This window comes from Microbacterium horticulturae (assembly GCF_029094505.1).
GTDB classification, from domain to species: domain Bacteria; phylum Actinomycetota; class Actinomycetes; order Actinomycetales; family Microbacteriaceae; genus Microbacterium; species Microbacterium horticulturae.
On sequence record NZ_CP119108.1, the window covers coordinates 2,505,838 to 2,523,060 of the forward strand.

Here is a 17,223-nt window from a genome sequence, read left to right on the forward strand (position 1 = left end):
GAACGGTCGCGAGAGGAGTGCCGTGACCATCATGGCCGAACCCGTTGCGCCCACCCTGGAGGCCATAGCGCGGGGCCTCGATCAGAACACCGACCAGTTGCAGGCGACCCGCGACCGCCTCGATGCACACATCCAGGCATCGAGCCTGTACTTCGTCGGCATGGACAAGCAGTTCGACGGCCTGCGCGACACCATCCGCTCGCAGCATCTGCTGGTGTCGGCCGACATCGCCGCCGCCCGTCGTGACATCGCCACCGTCGAGGAGCACGTTGCACTGCTCACCACGATGGCGACGGCGAACGCCAACCGCCTGGACGCACACGACAAGCGGTTCGACGCCATCGACCAGCGGCTGGACGCGCACGACAAACGATTCGACGCGATCGACCAGCGGCTCGACACGCTGACCGACGTCGTGGTACAGATCCGCGACGCCGTGCTGCCGGGCGACCACTGACGCCGACGCGGGGGCTGCGGCATCCCACCCGTAGACTTGTCCGGTGAACAAGCCCCGTCTCTATTCAGGAATGCAGCCCTCCGCCGACTCCCTCCAGGCCGGCAACTACATCGGGGCGCTTCTGCAGTGGCGGGACCTGCAGCAGACCTACGACGCGTTCTTCTCTGTCGTCGATCTGCACGCGCTGACCCAGCCGAACAACCCCGCTGAGCTCCGCGAGAAGACACGGCGCACCGCAGCGCAGTACATCGCGGCGGGTATCGAGCCCTCGAAGTCGACCCTCTACGTTCAGTCGCACGTGCCGGCGCACTCCGAGCTGGCTTGGATCCTTTCGACGCTCACCGGTTTCGGCGAGGCCGGCCGCATGACGCAGTTCAAAGACAAGTCGCAGCGCTACGGACAGGACGGCACCACGGTCGGCCTGTTCACCTACCCGGTGCTGATGGCCGCCGACATCCTGCTGTACCAGACCGACATCGTGCCGGTCGGCGAAGACCAGAAGCAGCACGTGGAGCTCACCCGTGACCTCGCCGAGCGCTTCAATTCGCGGTACGGCGCGGCCTTCGAGGTGCCGGTGCCGGTCATCCAGAAGGACACGGCGCGCATCTACGACCTGCAGAACCCCACGTCGAAGATGTCGAAGTCGGCCGCGACCGATGCCGGTGTGCTGTGGCTGCTCGACGAGCCCAGCAAGACCGCCAAGAAGATCATGCGGGCCGTCACCGACTCCGAGGGGTCGGTGCGCTATGACCGTGAGAACAAGCCCGGTGTCTCGAACATGCTGGTCATCTACGCAGCGCTCACCGGTAAGCAGATCCCCACGATCGAGGACGAGTACGCCGGCCGCGGATATGGCGACTTCAAGAAGGGTCTCGCCGAGGTGGTGGTCGACGAGTTCGGTCCCGTGCGCGAGCGCGCGCTGGCGCTGCTCGACGATCCGGCCGAGCTCGACCGCGTGCTGGCCGCCAACGCCGAGCGCGCCGCCGAGGTAGCGAACCGCACCCTCGCCGACGTGTACGACAAGGTCGGGCTGCTCCGTCGCGTCGTGCTCTGACCTCGGCGGCGGACGACCGCGGCAGGAGACGAGCACGGGGACGCGGCGGAGTGGACGCGCGATCTCACGCCGGAACAGAGGCGGCCGCGAGATAGCGTGCACCCCGCACGGCGGCCGCGCGCGGGGCGATACCCTGTCGGGATGCAACCGGTCACCCTCCGCACGGCGCGGCTTGAGCTCGCCCTGCCGACCCTCGACGATGCCGAGTCGATCACCGCGGCTGCGGCCGACCCCGAAGTACCGCGCTGGACGACGCTTCCCTCGCCCTACTCGCTCGACGACGCCCGAGACTTCATCGCCCGCGCCGCCGCCTGGACCGACGAGGGCTCGCAGCTGAACTGGGCGATCCGTCACGAGGGCGCCTGGGTCGGGATGATCGGCCTCGCGCACCTCGAGCAGGGCGGCGCCGCCGAGATCGGGTACTGGATGGCCGCGCCGGCCCGCGGCCGGGGCTTTCTCGCCGAGGCGGCGCGCGCGGTGATCGACTACGCCTTCGCCGAGCTGAAACTCGCGCGCATCGAATGGCGGGCGGTGGTCGGCAACATCCCCTCGGCACGCACGGCGCGCGCGCTCGGATTCCGATACGAGGGGATGCTGCGCCAGGCGCTCTCCGACCCGCGCGGCCGGCACGACGGCTGGATCGCGGGCTTGCTGCCCGGCGACGACCGCACGCCGGTGGACTGGCCGATCCTCTGACCGCACGTCGGCACCCCGTGGCAGGATGGGCGCATGCCCGAGATGCCGGAGGTACAAGGGCTCGTCGCTTTCCTCGACGAGCGCGTGACGGGACTTCAGATCACGCGCGCCTCGGTCGCGGCGATCGCCGCGTTGAAGACGTACGACCCTCCGATCGAAGCGCTGCGCGGGGCATCCATCACCGGCGTCACACGTCACGGAAAGTTCGTCGACATCGCGACGGATGCCGCGCACCTCGTCTTCCACCTCGCCAAGGCCGGCTGGCTGCGCTGGTACGACACGCTGCCGTCGACGATCATCAAGCCGGGGCGCACCCCGATCGCGCTGCGGATCGCCCTGTCGGACGACTCGGGGTTCGACCTCACGGAGGCAGGCACCAAGAAGTCACTCGCGGTGTACGTCGTGCGCGACCCGATGGATGTGCCCGGCATAGCGCGGCTCGGTCCCGACCCGCTCGACCCGTCGTTCACGCGCGACGCGTTCGCGGCGCTGCTGACCGGCAAGCGCACCCAGATCAAGGGGCTCCTGCGCGATCAGGCCGTGATCGCCGGTATCGGCAACGCCTACTCCGACGAGATCCTGCACGCGGCCAAGATGTCGCCCTACGCGCTGGCCGCGAACCTCGACGACGAGGCGATCGACCGACTGTACGCGGCCATGATCGAGACGCTGCAGGATGCCGTGGCCACCGCCTCCGGCAAGCCGCCCGCCGATCTCAAAGACGCGAAGCGCCGGGGCATGCGCGTGCACGGGCGCCGGGGCGAGGCATGCCCCGTCTGCGGCGATACCGTGCGCAGCGTGTTCTTCGCCGACAACAGCCTGGAGTACTGCCCCACCTGCCAGACCGGCGGAAAGCTGCTCGCCGACCGCCGCCTGTCCCGCCTGCTCAAGTAGCCGCGCGCGTCCCCTCGCCGCGAGGTCGTACGCGTTTCCGCGAGGTCGTACGCGTTTCCGCGAGGTCGTACGCGTTTCCGCGAGGTCGTACTCGTTCTCGCGAGGTCGTACGCGCTTCCGCGAGGTCGTACGCGTCTTCGCGAGGTCGCACCGCACCGCGGCATCCACCCTCGACGCGGCGGGCTGCCTCAGGCGTCGTGCGTACCCATGAGGATGCGCGCGTCGTCGTCGACCCAATCCAGCGACTTGGCGACGGCCTTGCACCACATCCGGTAGCGGCGCTCACGCTCGTCCTCGTCCATCGCCGGCTCGAAGCGGCGGTCCTCCTGCCACAGCGCACGCAACTCGTCGAACCCGCTCCACACGCCCGTGGCAAGGCCCGCGGCGTACGCGGCGCCCAGTGCCGTCGTCTCCACGACCTTCGGCCGAACCACCGGAATGCCCAGGATGTCGGCCTGAAACTGCATCAGCAGATCGTCGCGCGTCATCCCGCCGTCCACCCGCAACTCGGGCGGCGTGCGCCCGGTATCAGCGCTCACGGCGTCGATCACGTCGCGGGTTTGGAACGCCGTCGACTCGAGCGCGGCGCGCGCGATGTGCCCCTTGTTGACGTACCGCGTCAGCCCCACCAGCGCGCCGCGCGCGTCCGGCCGCCAGTACGGGGCGAACAAGCCCGAGAACGCGGGCACGAAGTACGCGCCGCCGTTGTCGGCGACCGTCGCTGCGAGGGTCTCGACGTCTTCCGACCGCGCGATGATGCCGAGGTTGTCACGCAGCCACTGCACGAGCGAGCCGGTCACCGCGATCGACCCCTCGACGGCGAACCGCGCGCGGTCGCCTGCGCACCGGTACGCGACCGTGGTGATCAGTCCGTGCTCGCTGCGCACGATCTTCTCCCCCGTGTTCACGATGAGGAAGTTGCCGGTCCCGTAGGTGTTCTTCGACTCGCCCGCCTCGAATGCCGCCTGTCCGAAGGTGGCCGCCTGCTGGTCACCGAGTATTCCGGCGATCGGGATGCCGCGGGCCACGGTCGGCAGCTGCGCGTCGCCGACGATCTCCGACGACGAGCGGATCTCCGGCAGGATCGCACGGGGGATGTCCCATGCGGCCAGCAGCTCGTCCGACCAGTCCAGCGTCTGCAGATCCATCAACAGGGTGCGCGACGCGTTGGTGACATCCGTGACGTGGATGCCGCCGCTGCTGCCTCCGGTGAGGTTCCAGATCACCCACGTGTCGGGGGTGCCGAACAGCACCTCGCCCGCCTCGGCCGCCTCCCGTGCCCCGGGGATGTGGCGCAGCATCCACGCGATCTTCGACGCCGAGAAGTAGGTCGCCAGCGGCAGCCCGGTCGCGTCGGCGAACCGCTGCGTCCCGTCTGCATGCGCCGCGGCCATCTCGTCGATGTGCTCCTGGGTGCGGGTGTCCTGCCAGACGATCGCGTTGCCGACCGGGCGCCCTGTGCGGCGGTCCCACAGAATGGCCGTCTCACGCTGGTTCGTGATGCCGATGCCCGCGACATCCCTCGCCGACAGCCTCGCGCGCTGCAGTGCGTGCGCGACGACCCACTCGGTGTTGGTCCAGATCTCGACGGGGTCGTGCTCGACCCAGCCCGCGCGCGGAAAGATCTGCTCGTGTTCGCGCTGCGCCGACGCGACGATCTGCCCATCGTCGTCGAAGACGATCGCCCGGGTCGAGGTGGTGCCCTGGTCGATCGCGAGGACATGTCGGGCCACGGGTGCCTCCTTGCAGTGAGTGGATGCCGTCGTGCCACGCTACCGCGCCGGCACCGTCCCACCAGCGCGCGGAAGCAGGTACGACCTCGCGAGATGCGCTACGACCTCGCGAGACGCGGTGCGACCTCGCGGGGCGCGTCGCGCGGGGGTGAGCGGGGCGAGGCGGGAGGCAGGGCTCAGGCGGGGACCGCGGCGTGCACGGCGGCGACCGCCCGCTCGACTTCGGCGGCGGCCTCGGCTGGGCTCCAGCCCAGCGTGCCGGCGACGGCTGCGGCGACCTCCGCCGCGGCGGCGGGCGTCGCACGTCCGGTGAAGCCGAGCGCCGTGCGGCGCAACAGCAGGTCGTCGAGGTGACGCACGGCCTCGGTCTGCGCGAGATGGCGCAGCTCGCCCGTGCTGAATTCGGGCGCCGACAGCAGCGGCGCATCATCGGCATCGTCGGCGACGGCGGCCGCGACATCCGCGGCCACCGTGCCGTAGCGCGTGAGCAGCGTGCCCAGACGCGCGGGGCCGAGGCCCGGGTCATGGTCGGCGATCCACTGCTGTCGCGCGCGTTCGGTCTCTGGGTAGCCGCGGCCTCCACCGATCGCGACGCCTCGCGTGGTGCGTCGACGCGGCCACGCCAGGGCGCCCAGCACCTGGTCGGCGAGGTGCTCGGCCGAGGCGCGGAATGTCGTCCATTTGCCGCCTACGAGGCTGAGCATCACGACGTCGCCGGGCAACCGCACGTGTTCGATGCGGTAGTCGCGCGACACGAAGCCCGGCGCGAGGTCGCCGTGCCCGGGCAGCGGACGCACTCCGGCGTATCGGTACACGATCTGCTCGCGAGACACGGCGATGCTCGGCAGCACATCGCCGATCAGCTCGAGGAAGTAATCGACCTCCGCCTCGGTGCACACGATCGGCTCGGTCATGTCGTGCTCGAGGTCGGTCGTTCCGACGAGCACCCGACCGCGCAGCGGGTAGATCAGCACGATGCGCCCGTCGCTGTGTTCGAAGAACAATTCGCGCCCGCCGGTGGCCGCCAGCAGTTCGGGGTGGTCGAGCACGATGTGCGAGCCCTTCGTGCCGCCCATGTAGCGCGTCGGCTCGTGCAGCGCCGCATTGGTGAGATCGGTCCACGGGCCGGTCGCGTTGACGATGACGGATGCCGCGAACCGCACCTCACGGTCGCCGTCGCTCTCGCGCAGCACGACCCGGCCGTCGTCGACCCCGACCGCCGCGGTGTAGTTCGCCGCCCGCGCACGCGGGCCCGCGGCATCCACTCCCCCTGCAACACCGTCACGGAGAACATCCAGCGCGAGTCGTTCGGGGTCGCGCAGCGAGGCGTCCCAGTAGGTCGCGGTGTACTTCACCTCGGGGTTCAGGTGCGCGAGCGCGCGCAGCGATGCGCGCCGACCGTGGAAGGTGTGGCGCGGGACGCGGCCGCCGCCCCGGGAGAAGGAGTCGTAGATCTCCAGGCCGATCTTGATGAGCGCGGCGCCCCGCTCGCGCGGGCGTCCGGTGCCGTGCCTCAGAAAGCGCAACGGCGCCGACAGGACGCCGGAGAACGTCGAGAAGATCGGGATCGTGGTCTGCAGCGGCACGACGTAGTGCGGCGCGGTGCGCAGCAGCATGTTGCGTTCGGTGACGGCCTCGTGCACCAGGCGGAACTCGCCGTTCTCGAGGTAGCGGATGCCGCCGTGGATCATGTGACTGGACGCCGCCGATGCCCCGCTCGCGAAGTCGCCGCGCTCGACGAGCGCAACGTCGACGCCCTGCAGCGCGAGGTCGCGGAAGGTCGCGATGCCGTTGATGCCGCCGCCGATCACGAGCACGTCGGCGTACGGGCGGGCGGCGAGCGCAGCGAAGCCGTCACGTGCGAGTGTCGCCTGCATGTGCCACTCCCCTTTCCCCACCTCCAGGCTATGCGACGCCTCCGACCCCCGGCGCCGCCGCGCCGCCCTCACGGCGCCCGTCAACGGTGAGAGTGCAGCTGGTCGCCGAGGGATAGGGAAGCAACCGCTCCCTCGTCCGCCCGCTGCACTTTCACCGGGAGGGGGCCCGGGAAGGGTGCCGCGAGAAGGGTGCCGCGGGAAGGAGGCGGCGGAGCGGGAATGCGACCGCACGATGCGCGTTGAGTAGACTGGGAGCCACTACGTGCTCCGGGGTCGGTGAGAATCCGAACCGGCGGTGACAGTCCGCGAGACGCACGGCCCGAACAGGTCGCGTGTCTGATCCGGTGGAATTCCGGAACCGACGGTGATGCGATGGCAGGCCATCGCTAGTCCGGATGGGAGGCAGCACGAGCATCGCGCTCTTCGCGCGATGCCCACGGCACGCCTCCGGAGCCAGACAGCGAGGAGAGCGGATGCCGGCGACTCGGCCCGAACGCGACGCCATGCGGCGTGCCTTCGCCCTCGCCCGACGCGGCCCGCGCGGCGTGAACCCGCAAGTGGGGGCTGTCATCCTCTCCCCCGACGGCGATGTGATCTCCGAGGGATGGCACCGCGGCGCGGGCACCCCGCACGCCGAGGTCGACGCGCTCTCGCATCTGTCGACCGACGAGGTCCGCGGGACCACCGTCATCGTGACCCTCGAACCGTGCAACCACACCGGTCGCACCGGCCCGTGCGCGCTCGCCCTCATCGAAGCGGGCGTCGGGCGCGTCGTGTTCAGCGCCGAAGACCCCGGCGTGCAGTCCGGCGGCGGCGCCGCGCGGCTGCAGGCGGCGGGGGTGGATGTCGAAGCCGGCGTGCTCGCGGAAGAGGGCGTCGTCCTCATCGACGATTGGCTGGTCTCCGTGCGTCTGGGGCGCCCGTTCATCACGGTGAAGTGGGCCCAGAGTCTCGACGGCCGGGCGGCGGCCTCCGATGGCACGAGCCAGTGGATCACCGGACCGCGCGCGCGCGCGGATGTGCACGCTCGACGGGCGGCCGCCGACGCCATCCTCGTCGGCACCGGCACCGTGCTGGCCGACGATCCCGCATTGACCGCGCGCCGGCCCGACGGCACGCTGTACGAGCACCAGCCGGTTCCCGTGGTGCTCGGCACCCGGCGGGTGCCTGCGGACGCCGCGATCCGGCGGCATCCCCACTCCCCGCTCTTCTCCGACACGCTCGAGGCGACCATCTCCGAGTTGCGCGACCGCGGCATCCAGCGCCTCTTCGTCGAGGGCGGGCCGACCGTTGCCTCCGCCATCGTGCGCGCAGGCCTGGCCGACGAAGTGCTGGCGTACGTCGCTCCCGTGCTCATCGGCGGCGACCGCCTCGCTCTCACCGACATCGGCGTGTCGACGCTCGCCGACGCACCGCGGCTGCGGATCGTGTCGGTCGAGAAGCTCGGCGACGACCTGCTGGTCATCGCCCAGCCGACGCCGGCGCACGGGCGTTTCGGCTCGGCGCCCGCAGCGCCTCACGCAACGACCGGGCACGAAGACACAGTGCCTCACGCAACGACCGACACGAAGGGATCGTGATGTTCACCGGAATCATCGAAGAGGTGGGTCGCATCACCGCCGTCGAGCCGTCAGGGGACGGCGTCCGCCTCACCGTCCACGCCCCCACGGCCGTCTCCGACGCCGGCCATGGCGACTCCATCGCCGTGTCGGGTGTGTGCCTGACCGTGGTCGATAGCGGGGACGATTGGTTCGCCGCCGACGTCATGAAGCAGACCCTCGACATGTCGACGCTCGGCGACGCCGCGGCCGGCCGCGGCGTGAACATCGAACGGGCGCTGGCCGCCCACGCGCGGCTGGGCGGGCACATCGTGCAGGGGCACATCGACGGTACCGGCGAGGTGCTGGAAGTGCGCCCGGGCGACCAGTGGCGCGTGCTGCGCATCGGCCTGCCCGCCGAGCTCGCCGACCTCGTCGTCGACAAGGGTTCCATCGCCGTCGACGGTGTCTCGCTCACGGTGAGCAGCGCCTCGCCCGCCGGCGCTCCGGAGCCCTGGTTCGAAGTGTCGCTGATCCCCGAGACGCTCGCCGCCACCACGCTCGGCGAGCGTGCGCCCGGCGACCGGACGAACCTCGAGACCGACATTCTGGCGCGCCATGTGCGCCGCCTTCTCGCATTCACCGGCGCGGCCGGTGCGGCATCCACTTCTGAAGAAGGGAGGCTCGCATGAGCCTGTCCACCATCCCGGAGGCGCTGGAGAGTCTGCGCGCCGGCCGTCCCGTGCTCGTCGCCGACGATGAGAACCGCGAGAACGAGGGCGACATCATCCTGTCGGCGCAGTTGGCCACGCCCGAGTGGCTCGCCTGGACGATCCGTTACTCGAGCGGCTATCTGTGCGCGCCGATGCCCGTCGAGTGGGCCGAGCGCCTGGACCTGCCGCCGATGGTGGCGAACAACGAGGACTCCCGCGGCACGGCATACACCGTGAGCGTGGATGCCGCCGACCGGATCTCGACCGGAATCAGTGCCGCCGACCGCTCGCACACCCTCAACGTGCTGGCCGACACCGCGTCGACGCCGAGGTCGGTGATCCGCCCCGGACACGTGCTGCCGCTGCGCGCCGTCGACGGCGGCGTGCGCGAACGCAGCGGCCACACCGAGGCCGCCGTCGACCTGATGAAGCTGGCGGGGCTGGCGCCGGTCGGAGCCATCGGCGAGGTCGTCGCCGACGACGGCAGCATGATGCGCCTGCCGGGGCTCATCGAGATGGGCGAGCGCGAGGGCGTGCCGGTCATCACGATCGAGCAGCTCATCGCCTACCTCGACGAGCACCAGCCGCGCTCCGAGACCGCAGCCCATCGCCGGCGCGTGAGTCTGCGGGCCGAGGCGACCGTGCCGACCTCGCACGGCACCTTCCGTTTTCTCGCGTACAAGGACCGCACCACCGGCACCGATCACCTCGCGGTGGTCTCGGGCGACCTGGGGTCGATGGACGCACCGCTCGTGCGCGTGCACTCCGAATGCCTGACCGGCGAGGCGTTCGGCTCGCTGAAATGCGAGTGCGGACCGCAGCTGCAGGCCGCGCTCGACGAGATCGATGCCGAGGGCGGCGTCGTGGTCTACATGCGCGGGCACGAGGGCCGCGGCATCGGCCTCATCAACAAGCTGCGCGCCTACAGCCTGCAGGAAGGTGGCCTCGACACCGTCGACGCGAACCTCGCGCTGGGGTTGCCCGCCGACGCCCGCGACTACGCCGCCGCCGCCGGCATCCTCGCCGAGCTGGGGGTGCAGAGGGTGCGCCTGTTGACGAACAACACCGACAAGGTCGACCAGCTGCGCGCGCTGGGACTCGAGATCGTCGAGCAGGTGCCGCTGCTTGTCGGCGTGGGGCCCAACAACCACCAGTACCTGCAGACCAAGCGCGACAAGATGGGCCACATCATCGACGCCGACGAGCTCGAAGAGGCCCTGCACGAGATGCAGGACGCCGACGGCGGCGAGCAGCATGGCACGGCACGACACGAGGGAGCGAAAGCGTGAGCGGAACCGGAGCGCCCCGCGCACCGCACAAGGTCGACGGGCACGGCGTGAACGTCGTCGTGGTCGCCGGCACCTGGCACGAGACCATCACCGAGGGCCTCGTCGCCGGCGCGCAGCGGACGTTGGATGCGGCGGGTGCCGCGCACACGCTGGTGCGCGTGCCCGGTTCATTCGAGCTGGGGCTCGCCGCACAGGCCGCCTTCGCCGGCGGTGCAGACGCGGTCGTGGCGCTCGGCGTCATCATCCGCGGCGGCACCCCGCACTTCGAGTACGTGTCACAGGCCACCACCGACGGCCTGAACCGAGTGGCGCTGGATGCCGGCAAGCCGGTGGGTTTCGGAGTGCTGACTCTCGACGACGAGCAGCAAGGCCTCGACCGCGCGGGTCTCGAGGGCTCACAGGAAGACAAGGGCGCTGAGGCCGCCGAGGCGGCTCTGCGCATGGTCACGGTGCTGACTCAGCTGCGCGCCGGTCGCTGAGCCGCCGCCGAGGTCGTAGGCGATCTCGCGAGGTTCCGTACGACCTCGGGACAAGGCGTACGACCTCGGGACAAGGCGTACGACCTCGGCAAACCAGGTACGACCTCGCGAAAACGCGTGCGACCTCGCGGAAAGGCGTACGACCTCGCGAAAACGCGTACGACCTCGCGAAAACGCGTACGACCTCGCGAAAACGCGTACGACCTCGCGAGGTCGCACCGGATCTCGCGAGGTCGTACGCCGCGTGGTGGAGCGGGTTACGGCTTCCAGATCATGAGGATCACGACGACCACGAGCAGCAGCGCCGAGATGCCGTTGCCCGCGGCGATCGCGCCGTAGCCGGCGGGCTTCGCGCCCGCCTCGCCGGCGGCCTCGGCCGCCTTGTTCATCTGCGGCACGACGAGGAACACGTTCAGCAGGAACGCGATCGCGTACAGGATGATCGACCAGAGAATCCATGGGGTCGTCATGCTGAGCCCGTACTGCTCGGGCGCCAGCGACATGGCGCCGAAGCCGAACACGAAGGTCAGCAGCGAGAGCCACGAGAAGATCGCGGTGGAGCGGGCCAGGGTACGCACCTGGCCTGCGTTGCCCGAGCGCAGCGCGCGCAGGCCGGTCATCGGAAGGATCGCCATCGGGCCGACGATGAAGACGGCGGTGCCGACGTGCAGGATGGTCATGACGGTGTCCATACCTCGAGCTTACGTCATACTGAAGGTCGCCGGGACCACGCCCGCGACGCGGTTAGGATGGATGTGACGCCGGCGAATCCGCCGGCGTTTCCGGTGATCCAGTGTCGGCCCGCCCGACGCGTCACCCCTGCGCCGGACGTCGCCCACCGGCACGTCCCACAAGGACCTCGCTCGTTATCTGTATAGGTCCCTTCTGCATGTCTGCTTCTGTCGCGACGACGACGGCACCGGCCAACCCGCGCTCGCGCGTGGTCCTGGCCAGCCTCGTCGGCACCACCATCGAGTTCTACGACTTTTACGCGTACGCCACCGCCGCGGTCCTCGTCTTCCCCATCCTCTTCTTCCCCACCGGTGACGACACCACCGCCCTACTCGCCTCGTTCGGCGTCTTCGGCGCGGCGATGATCGCCCGCCCCATCGGCGCCATGGTCTTCGGCCACTTCGGCGACCGATTCGGACGCAAGGCCACGCTGGTGGCATCCCTTCTCACGATGGGAATCGCCACCTTCCTCATCGGGTGCCTACCCACCTACCAGTCGATCAGCTGGTGGGCCGCCCTCCTGCTGCTCCTGCTGCGCCTCGCGCAGGGCTTCGCGCTCGGCGGCGAGTGGTCGGGCGCGGCGCTGGTGGCCACCGAGAACGCGCCCCGGGGCAAACGCGCCTGGTACGGTACGTTCCCGCAGATGGGCGCGCCGCTCGGCTTCATCATCGCGAACACGATCTTCCTGGTCATCAACGTCGCGCTCCCCCACCCCGACGGCGCGCTGCAGCGGTCGGAGGCGTTCTTGTCGTGGGGCTGGCGCGTGCCGTTCTGGTTCTCGGCGGTCATGGTCATCATCGGCCTGTGGGTGCGCCTCAAACTCGTCGAGTCGGAGTCGTTCACCAAAGCCGAGAGGACCGGTGCGATCCAGAAGTTCCCGCTGGGTGAGACTCTGCGCCGCCACTGGAAACAGCTCATCCTCGGCACGTTCATCATGCTGGCCACCTACGTGCTGTTCTACCTGATGACGAACTTCACGCTTTCGTACGGCACCAAGGCGACGCTTGAGGGCGCCAAGGCCGCCGCCGAGACCGCCGGTACCGCGTTTGACCCGTCCACCTATGTCGCCGGGCTCGGGTTCGGGTACATCGACTTCGTGCTCATGCAGATCATCGGTGTGATCTTCTTCGGCGTCTTCACGCTGCTGGCCGGCCCCGTCGCCGATGCGGTCGGCCGCCGCAAGCTGCTGCTCTGGGTCACCGGGGGCATCATCGTGTTCGGCCTGGTGTTCACTGTATTCCTGCTGCCGCAGGCCGACCCGAAGTTCACGGGGGCCCTCGTGCAGGCGTTCCTGATCTTCGGCTTCGCGCTGATGGGCGCCACGTTCGGACCGATGGGAGCGCTGCTGCCCGAGCTGTTCCCGACCAATGTGCGCTACACGGGATCTGCCGTCGCGTACAACGTGTCGTCGATCCTCGGTGCGGCGCTCGCACCGATCATCGCGGTCGCGCTGTGGGCCGCCGCCGGTGGATCGCCGTGGCTCGTCGGCGTCTACCTCAGCGGCGCCGGGGTGCTCACGCTCATCGCGCTGCTGCTGTCGCGCGAGACCAAGGATGTCGACTACGACGACGCGAGCCTCGGCCTCGGCGAGACCGCTTCGCTCTGAGGGCTTTTCTCGGGGGTGGATGCCGCGGCCCGCGGCATCCACCCTTCCTCTCTCGTTCCCCCGCCCCGTCCACATTCTTCGGGATCCCCTTTTCATGACTTGCCGCAAATGGCGAGTCATGAGTGCGATCGACTCACCATTTGCGGCAAGTCATCGAGCCCTCACCAGGCGCGGACGGGGCGGGATGACGCGGCGGCGCGCGACAACGGGGTGGCCAAAGAAGTGCGGGTGCCGTACACATCCGGCGAGGGTGCGGCGAGACCGCGCAATGGACAGGACTCGCACGCCGTCGCCCTGTGGATAACTTCGGCGGCGGATCCGGCGCACGCGCCATGCTGGTCGGGTGGCCGAACGTGCTCCTCTCCCCGCGCACTTCGTCGGAAAGTCTTTCTCCGTCGCGACGGCCGTTGCCCACGGCATCCCGCGCAGCCGTACCCGCGCGCAAGATCTCATCCGGCCGCACCACGGCGTCCGTTCTCCAGCGGGGGTCGTGCTTCCGTTCGGGCACGAGTGCGCCGCGCTGCTCGGCCGTCTTCCGGGATTGGCCGCGTGCAGCCACGTGACGGCTGCACGCCTGCGTGACCTGCCACTGCCCCTCGCACTCGAGCAAGCGACGGTGTTCGACGTGACCGTACCGACCGGCACGCGTGCACCACGCGGCAAACACGTGCGCGGGCACCAGGCTGAACTCAAAGAGAGTGACGTCGATACCCGCGCCGGCGTACGGGCGACGACGCCAGAGCGCACCTTTCGTGACCTCGCTTCGATGCTCACACTCCCCCAGCTGGTCGCGGTGGGCGACGTCATCGTGAGACGTGGTGGCGAATCCGCGCGCAAAGGTGTGAAGAAGGTCATCGACGCTCACCCGGCGCGACGATACCGGCGCGTGCTGCAACGGGCATACGCATTGCTCGACCCACGTGCCGAGTCGCCGAAGGAATCCGAACTGCGGGTGCTGCTCATCGAGGCCGGGTTCGCAGCACCGCAGGTCAACCACGTCGTCGATGATGCCGACGGAGAGTTCGTGGCCCGCGTCGATCTCGCCTACCCGGAACTGAAGATCGCGATCGAATACGAGGGCGATCACCATCGTTCCGACAAGGAGCAATGGCGCAAGGATCTGCAGCGCCGACGCCGCCTCGAAGCACTCGGGTGGACCTACCTGCCCGTGACCCAGGCGGACCTCGACGACACGACACAGCTGTTCTCGGACCTGCGCGGCGGGATCGCGCGTCGCGGCTGATCCCGTCGTGGCTCACCTGAGGCCCACGCGCCTTGGGCTGTCGATGACTTGCCGCAAATGGCGAGTCAGACGCGCCATCGACCCACCATTTGCGGCAAGTCATCGTTCCCGAAGGGCGAGAGGGGCGAGAAGGGCGGGAAGGGCGAGAAGGGCGAGAGGGCGAGAAGGGCGGGAGGGGCGGGAGGGATGTCGCGAGCCGCGAGCTCGCGGGAGAGAGGAGGACGGGGGATGCCGCGGCCGCGGCATCCCCTCAGTCCAAGAACAGGGCGCGCAGGCGCTTGGTCGTGAAGACGAGCCCGACGGCGATCATGACCACGTAGTACAAGATGTGCCAGAGCATCACCGGCCCGATCACCCCGGTCGTGAGTCCCCGGATGAGTTCCACGCCGTGCCACAGCGGGAACGCCATGATGACCGACTGGATCCACTGCGGGTAGATCGAGATCGGGTACAGCGTCGCCGAGAAGAGGAACATCGGCAGCAGCACGATGTTGATCCAGTCCATGTGCTGGAACGTCTTCATGTAGCTGGTGACGGCCATCCCCAGGCTCGCGAAGCCGAACGCCACCAGCAGTACGGCCGGCAGGGCCAGGATCGCCGTCGGCGCGAGGTTGAGCCCGAACGCCTGCATGATGATCATGAACCCGCACGCATACACGAGCCCCCGCAGCAGCGCGTAGAGGATCTCGCCCAGCGCCACGTCGAGCGGGCCCAGCGAGGTCGCCAGCATCCCCTCGTAGAGCTTGCCGTAGTTGAGCTTGAAGAAGACGTTCCACGTCGAGTCGTAGATCGCGCCGTTCATCGCCGACACCGCCAGCAAGGCCGGCGCGATGAAGGCCGCGTACGGCACCGAGACCGCGGCGCCCACCTGCACGTCGCCGACGAGACCGCCCAGTCCGATGCCCATCGACGCCAGGTAGAACACGGGCTCGAAGAATCCCGAGAGGATCACGACCCAGCTCGAGGAGCGCGCGGCGATGAGTCCGCGCTGCACGACGGCCCACGGGTTGCCCGACCACAGCGCCCGCACGCCACCACGGCGCCGGGTGGTGTCGACGTCTTCGATCACGGCGGTCATTTCGCGAGCCTCCGCGTGAAGACGCGACGGGCCAGAAGATAGCCGCCCCCGGTGAGCACGAGCAGGTACGCGAGGTGCACGGCGAGCATGAGCAGGTCGACCGGCGCCCCGAAGCTGGCCATCCGGCCGAGCTCGGTCGCATGCCACAGCGGCGAGATCCAGCCGATCCACTGCAGCCAGATCGGCAGGTTCGTCAGTGGGAAGAACGTGCCCGAGAACAGGAACATGGGCATGAACACGAACCTCTGCACCAGCGCGAACTGGCCCGTGTCTTCTTCGAGCGACGCGGCGTAGGCGAGCAGCGGCATCCCGAATGCCCACCCGGCCAGAAGCCCGATGAACACCGACAGCCACGCCGTCGCCGGGGCCGGGACCGTGACGACCGGCAGCACGGCGCCGAATCCCCAGATGAACAGGTAGTACGCGGCCGCGGCGAAGAACATGCGGGCGGATGCTGCGACGATGACGCCGTTCGCGATCTGCGGCGACCCCAGGGGCGAGGCGTTGAAGCCGTAGAAGTAGCGGCGCCATTTGAATCCGGCCATCACCGGATACGTGAACTCTTCGCTGGCGACCGCGATCGTCGCGGTCATCAGCAGCGAAGGGGCGACGAAGACGAGGTAGGAGACGTGGCCGCCGCCGGCGGTCGGGATGTCTTGTTGGATGAGCGCGGCCAGGCCGATCGCCAGCCCGAACAGGTAGACCAGCGGTTGCCCGAGCGCGCCGACCACGATCGTCCAGCCGTAGGCGCGCATGGCCCGCAGCATGTGCTCGGTCGCGTACCAGGAGCCGTACCGGCGCGGCTTGCGCCCGTGCGCGAGCGCCTCGGCCCGCAACTCCTGAAGCGAGGGGTGGGCCTTCTCCGGTTCGTGAGCCTGACGAAGGTCTGTCATTCGATCAGCGACCTTCCGGTCAGCCGCAGGAAGACGTCCTCAAGGCTCGAGCGGCGCACCAGGCTCGTGATCGGCTGGAGCCCCGCCGCCGTCACCCGGTCGAGCGCCGCCTCGCCGTCGGACGCATAGATGAGGATGCGGTCGGGCAGCACCTCGACGCGGTCGCCGATGCCGGCCAGCTGCGGCGCGACGTGCTCGTTGCGGCTCGAGCCGAACCGCAGTTCGAGCACCTCGCGGCTCGAGTGCTCACGGATGAGCGACGACGGGGTGCCCTGCGCCATGATGCGCCCCTTGTCGACCACGATGAGCCGATCGCACAGCTGCTCGGCCTCGTCCATGTAGTGCGTCGTGAGCACGAGGGTCGTGCCGCGCTCCTTGAGGCGGAACAGGCGGTCCCACAGGATGTGCCGCGCCTGCGGGTCGAGTCCGGTGGTCGGCTCGTCGAGCAGCAGGATGCGGGGGTCGTTTATCAGCCCACGCGCAATAGTGAGGCGCCGCTTCATACCGCCGGAAAGCTGGTCGACCTTGTTCTTGGCCTTCTCTTCGAGCTGGGCGAACGCCAGCAGCTCCTCCGCCTTGCGCGCGCACTCACGCCCCGGCATGCCGAAGTAGCGCCCGTACACGTAGAGGTTCTCGCGGGCGTTGAGCTCGCCGTCGAGGTTGTCGTCCTGCGGCACCACGCCCAGGCGCGAGCGGATCTCGGGTCCGTAGCGATTCGGGTCGAGCCCGAGGATCTCGAGCTCGCCCGACGTGCGTGTCGACACTGCGCCGACCATCTTCATGGTCGTCGATTTGCCCGCGCCGTTGGGCCCGAGCAGGCCGAACGACTCTCCCGGAGCGACTTCGAAGCTGAGGTCGTCGACGGCGCGGAAGTCGGGCTTTCCCTTGACCTTGTATGTCTTGACAAGGTTCGCAGCTCGGATCACATCGGCGGGCACCGG

16 protein-coding genes and 1 riboswitch are annotated in these 17,223 nt (G+C 69.3%); of the genes, 10 read left to right on the top strand and 6 right to left on the bottom strand.

The genetic code is table 11. The features are described 5' to 3' along the window. Nucleotides 1-22 precede the first annotated feature (22 nt). From PU630_RS12020 to PU630_RS12035, 4 genes are all read left to right on the top strand, one after another. A complete protein-coding gene (locus tag PU630_RS12020; RefSeq protein ID WP_275277299.1) occupies nt 23-457 on the top strand; it encodes a hypothetical protein in 435 nt (144 codons plus the stop codon). 70 nt (nt 458-527) lie between these two features. Next, complete coding sequence (gene trpS / locus PU630_RS12025) at nt 528-1,511, top strand: tryptophan--tRNA ligase (protein WP_275280100.1); 984 nt, start codon at nt 528-530, stop codon at nt 1,509-1,511. 141 nt (nt 1,512-1,652) lie between these two features. Continuing rightward, nucleotides 1,653-2,207 carry a GNAT family N-acetyltransferase gene (locus PU630_RS12030; RefSeq protein ID WP_275277300.1) on the top strand — a complete coding sequence of 185 codons (555 nt, stop codon included), beginning with the start codon at nt 1,653-1,655 and terminating at the stop codon, nt 2,205-2,207. 33 nt (nt 2,208-2,240) lie between these two features. Then, a complete protein-coding gene (locus PU630_RS12035) occupies nt 2,241-3,101 on the top strand; it encodes an Fpg/Nei family DNA glycosylase (RefSeq protein WP_275277301.1) in 861 nt (286 codons plus the stop codon). 188 nt (nt 3,102-3,289) lie between these two features. Here PU630_RS12035 and glpK read toward each other — a convergent pair whose 3' ends face one another. Together glpK and PU630_RS12045 are read right to left on the bottom strand one after the other, a co-directional pair. Further along, nucleotides 3,290-4,834 (bottom strand): glycerol kinase GlpK, encoded by a 1,545-nt coding sequence (gene glpK, locus PU630_RS12040; RefSeq protein WP_275277302.1) that lies wholly within the window; start codon nt 4,832-4,834, stop codon nt 3,290-3,292. A 176-nt stretch (nt 4,835-5,010) separates the two neighbouring features. Then, on the bottom strand, nt 5,011-6,711 hold the full coding sequence (locus tag PU630_RS12045) for a glycerol-3-phosphate dehydrogenase/oxidase (protein WP_275277303.1): 1,701 nt from the start codon (nt 6,709-6,711) through the stop codon (nt 5,011-5,013). Between the two features lie 259 nt (nt 6,712-6,970). Continuing rightward, nucleotides 6,971-7,123, top strand: a riboswitch (FMN riboswitch). Nucleotides 7,124-7,184: 61 nt separating this feature from the next. On the opposite strand from PU630_RS12045, the gene ribD reads away from it, so the two are divergent. From ribD to ribH, 4 genes are read left to right on the top strand one after another with little or no spacing between them, the layout of a single operon-like run. Next, nucleotides 7,185-8,291 carry a bifunctional diaminohydroxyphosphoribosylaminopyrimidine deaminase/5-amino-6-(5-phosphoribosylamino)uracil reductase RibD gene (gene ribD / locus PU630_RS12050; RefSeq protein ID WP_275277304.1) on the top strand — a complete coding sequence of 369 codons (1,107 nt, stop codon included), beginning with the start codon at nt 7,185-7,187 and terminating at the stop codon, nt 8,289-8,291. Next, nucleotides 8,291-8,941, top strand: a complete 651-nt coding sequence (locus PU630_RS12055) for a riboflavin synthase (protein ID WP_275280101.1) — start codon at nt 8,291-8,293, stop codon at nt 8,939-8,941. Before ribD ends, PU630_RS12055 begins: the two co-directional genes overlap by 1 nt. Continuing rightward, a complete protein-coding gene (gene ribA / locus PU630_RS12060) occupies nt 8,938-10,251 on the top strand; it encodes a GTP cyclohydrolase II (protein WP_275277305.1) in 1,314 nt (437 codons plus the stop codon). Before PU630_RS12055 ends, ribA begins: the two co-directional genes overlap by 4 nt. Further along, nucleotides 10,248-10,730, top strand: coding sequence for a 6,7-dimethyl-8-ribityllumazine synthase (gene ribH, locus PU630_RS12065; RefSeq protein ID WP_275277306.1), 483 nt, complete (start codon nt 10,248-10,250; stop codon nt 10,728-10,730). The genes ribA and ribH overlap by 4 nt, the downstream gene beginning before the upstream one ends. Nucleotides 10,731-10,987: 257 nt before the next feature. Here ribH and PU630_RS12070 read toward each other — a convergent pair whose 3' ends face one another. Beyond that, complete coding sequence (locus PU630_RS12070; RefSeq protein ID WP_275277307.1) at nt 10,988-11,422, bottom strand: DUF2269 family protein; 435 nt, start codon at nt 11,420-11,422, stop codon at nt 10,988-10,990. Nucleotides 11,423-11,619: 197 nt separating this feature from the next. On the opposite strand from PU630_RS12070, the gene PU630_RS12075 reads away from it, so the two are divergent. Further along, the gene (locus tag PU630_RS12075) at nt 11,620-13,068 is read left to right on the top strand and encodes an MFS transporter (protein ID WP_275277308.1); all 1,449 of its coding nucleotides are present in this window, start codon (nt 11,620-11,622) and stop codon (nt 13,066-13,068) included. Nucleotides 13,069-13,411: 343 nt separating this feature from the next. Beyond that, nucleotides 13,412-14,311, top strand: coding sequence for a PDDEXK family nuclease (locus PU630_RS12080; protein ID WP_275277309.1), 900 nt, complete (start codon nt 13,412-13,414; stop codon nt 14,309-14,311). Nucleotides 14,312-14,561: 250 nt separating this feature from the next. Here PU630_RS12080 and PU630_RS12085 read toward each other — a convergent pair whose 3' ends face one another. Genes PU630_RS12085 through PU630_RS12095 form a run of 3 tightly spaced genes read right to left on the bottom strand, consistent with a single transcriptional unit; the run spans nt 14,562 to nt 17,220 of the window. Continuing rightward, nucleotides 14,562-15,389 carry an ABC transporter permease gene (locus PU630_RS12085; protein ID WP_275277310.1) on the bottom strand — a complete coding sequence of 276 codons (828 nt, stop codon included), beginning with the start codon at nt 15,387-15,389 and terminating at the stop codon, nt 14,562-14,564. Further along, nucleotides 15,386-16,282, bottom strand: a complete 897-nt coding sequence (locus PU630_RS12090) for an ABC transporter permease (RefSeq protein WP_275277311.1) — start codon at nt 16,280-16,282, stop codon at nt 15,386-15,388. The genes PU630_RS12085 and PU630_RS12090 overlap by 4 nt, the downstream gene beginning before the upstream one ends. After that, the gene (locus PU630_RS12095) at nt 16,279-17,220 is read right to left on the bottom strand and encodes an ABC transporter ATP-binding protein (protein WP_275277312.1); all 942 of its coding nucleotides are present in this window, start codon (nt 17,218-17,220) and stop codon (nt 16,279-16,281) included. The genes PU630_RS12090 and PU630_RS12095 overlap by 4 nt, the downstream gene beginning before the upstream one ends. Nucleotides 17,221-17,223 lie beyond the last annotated feature (3 nt).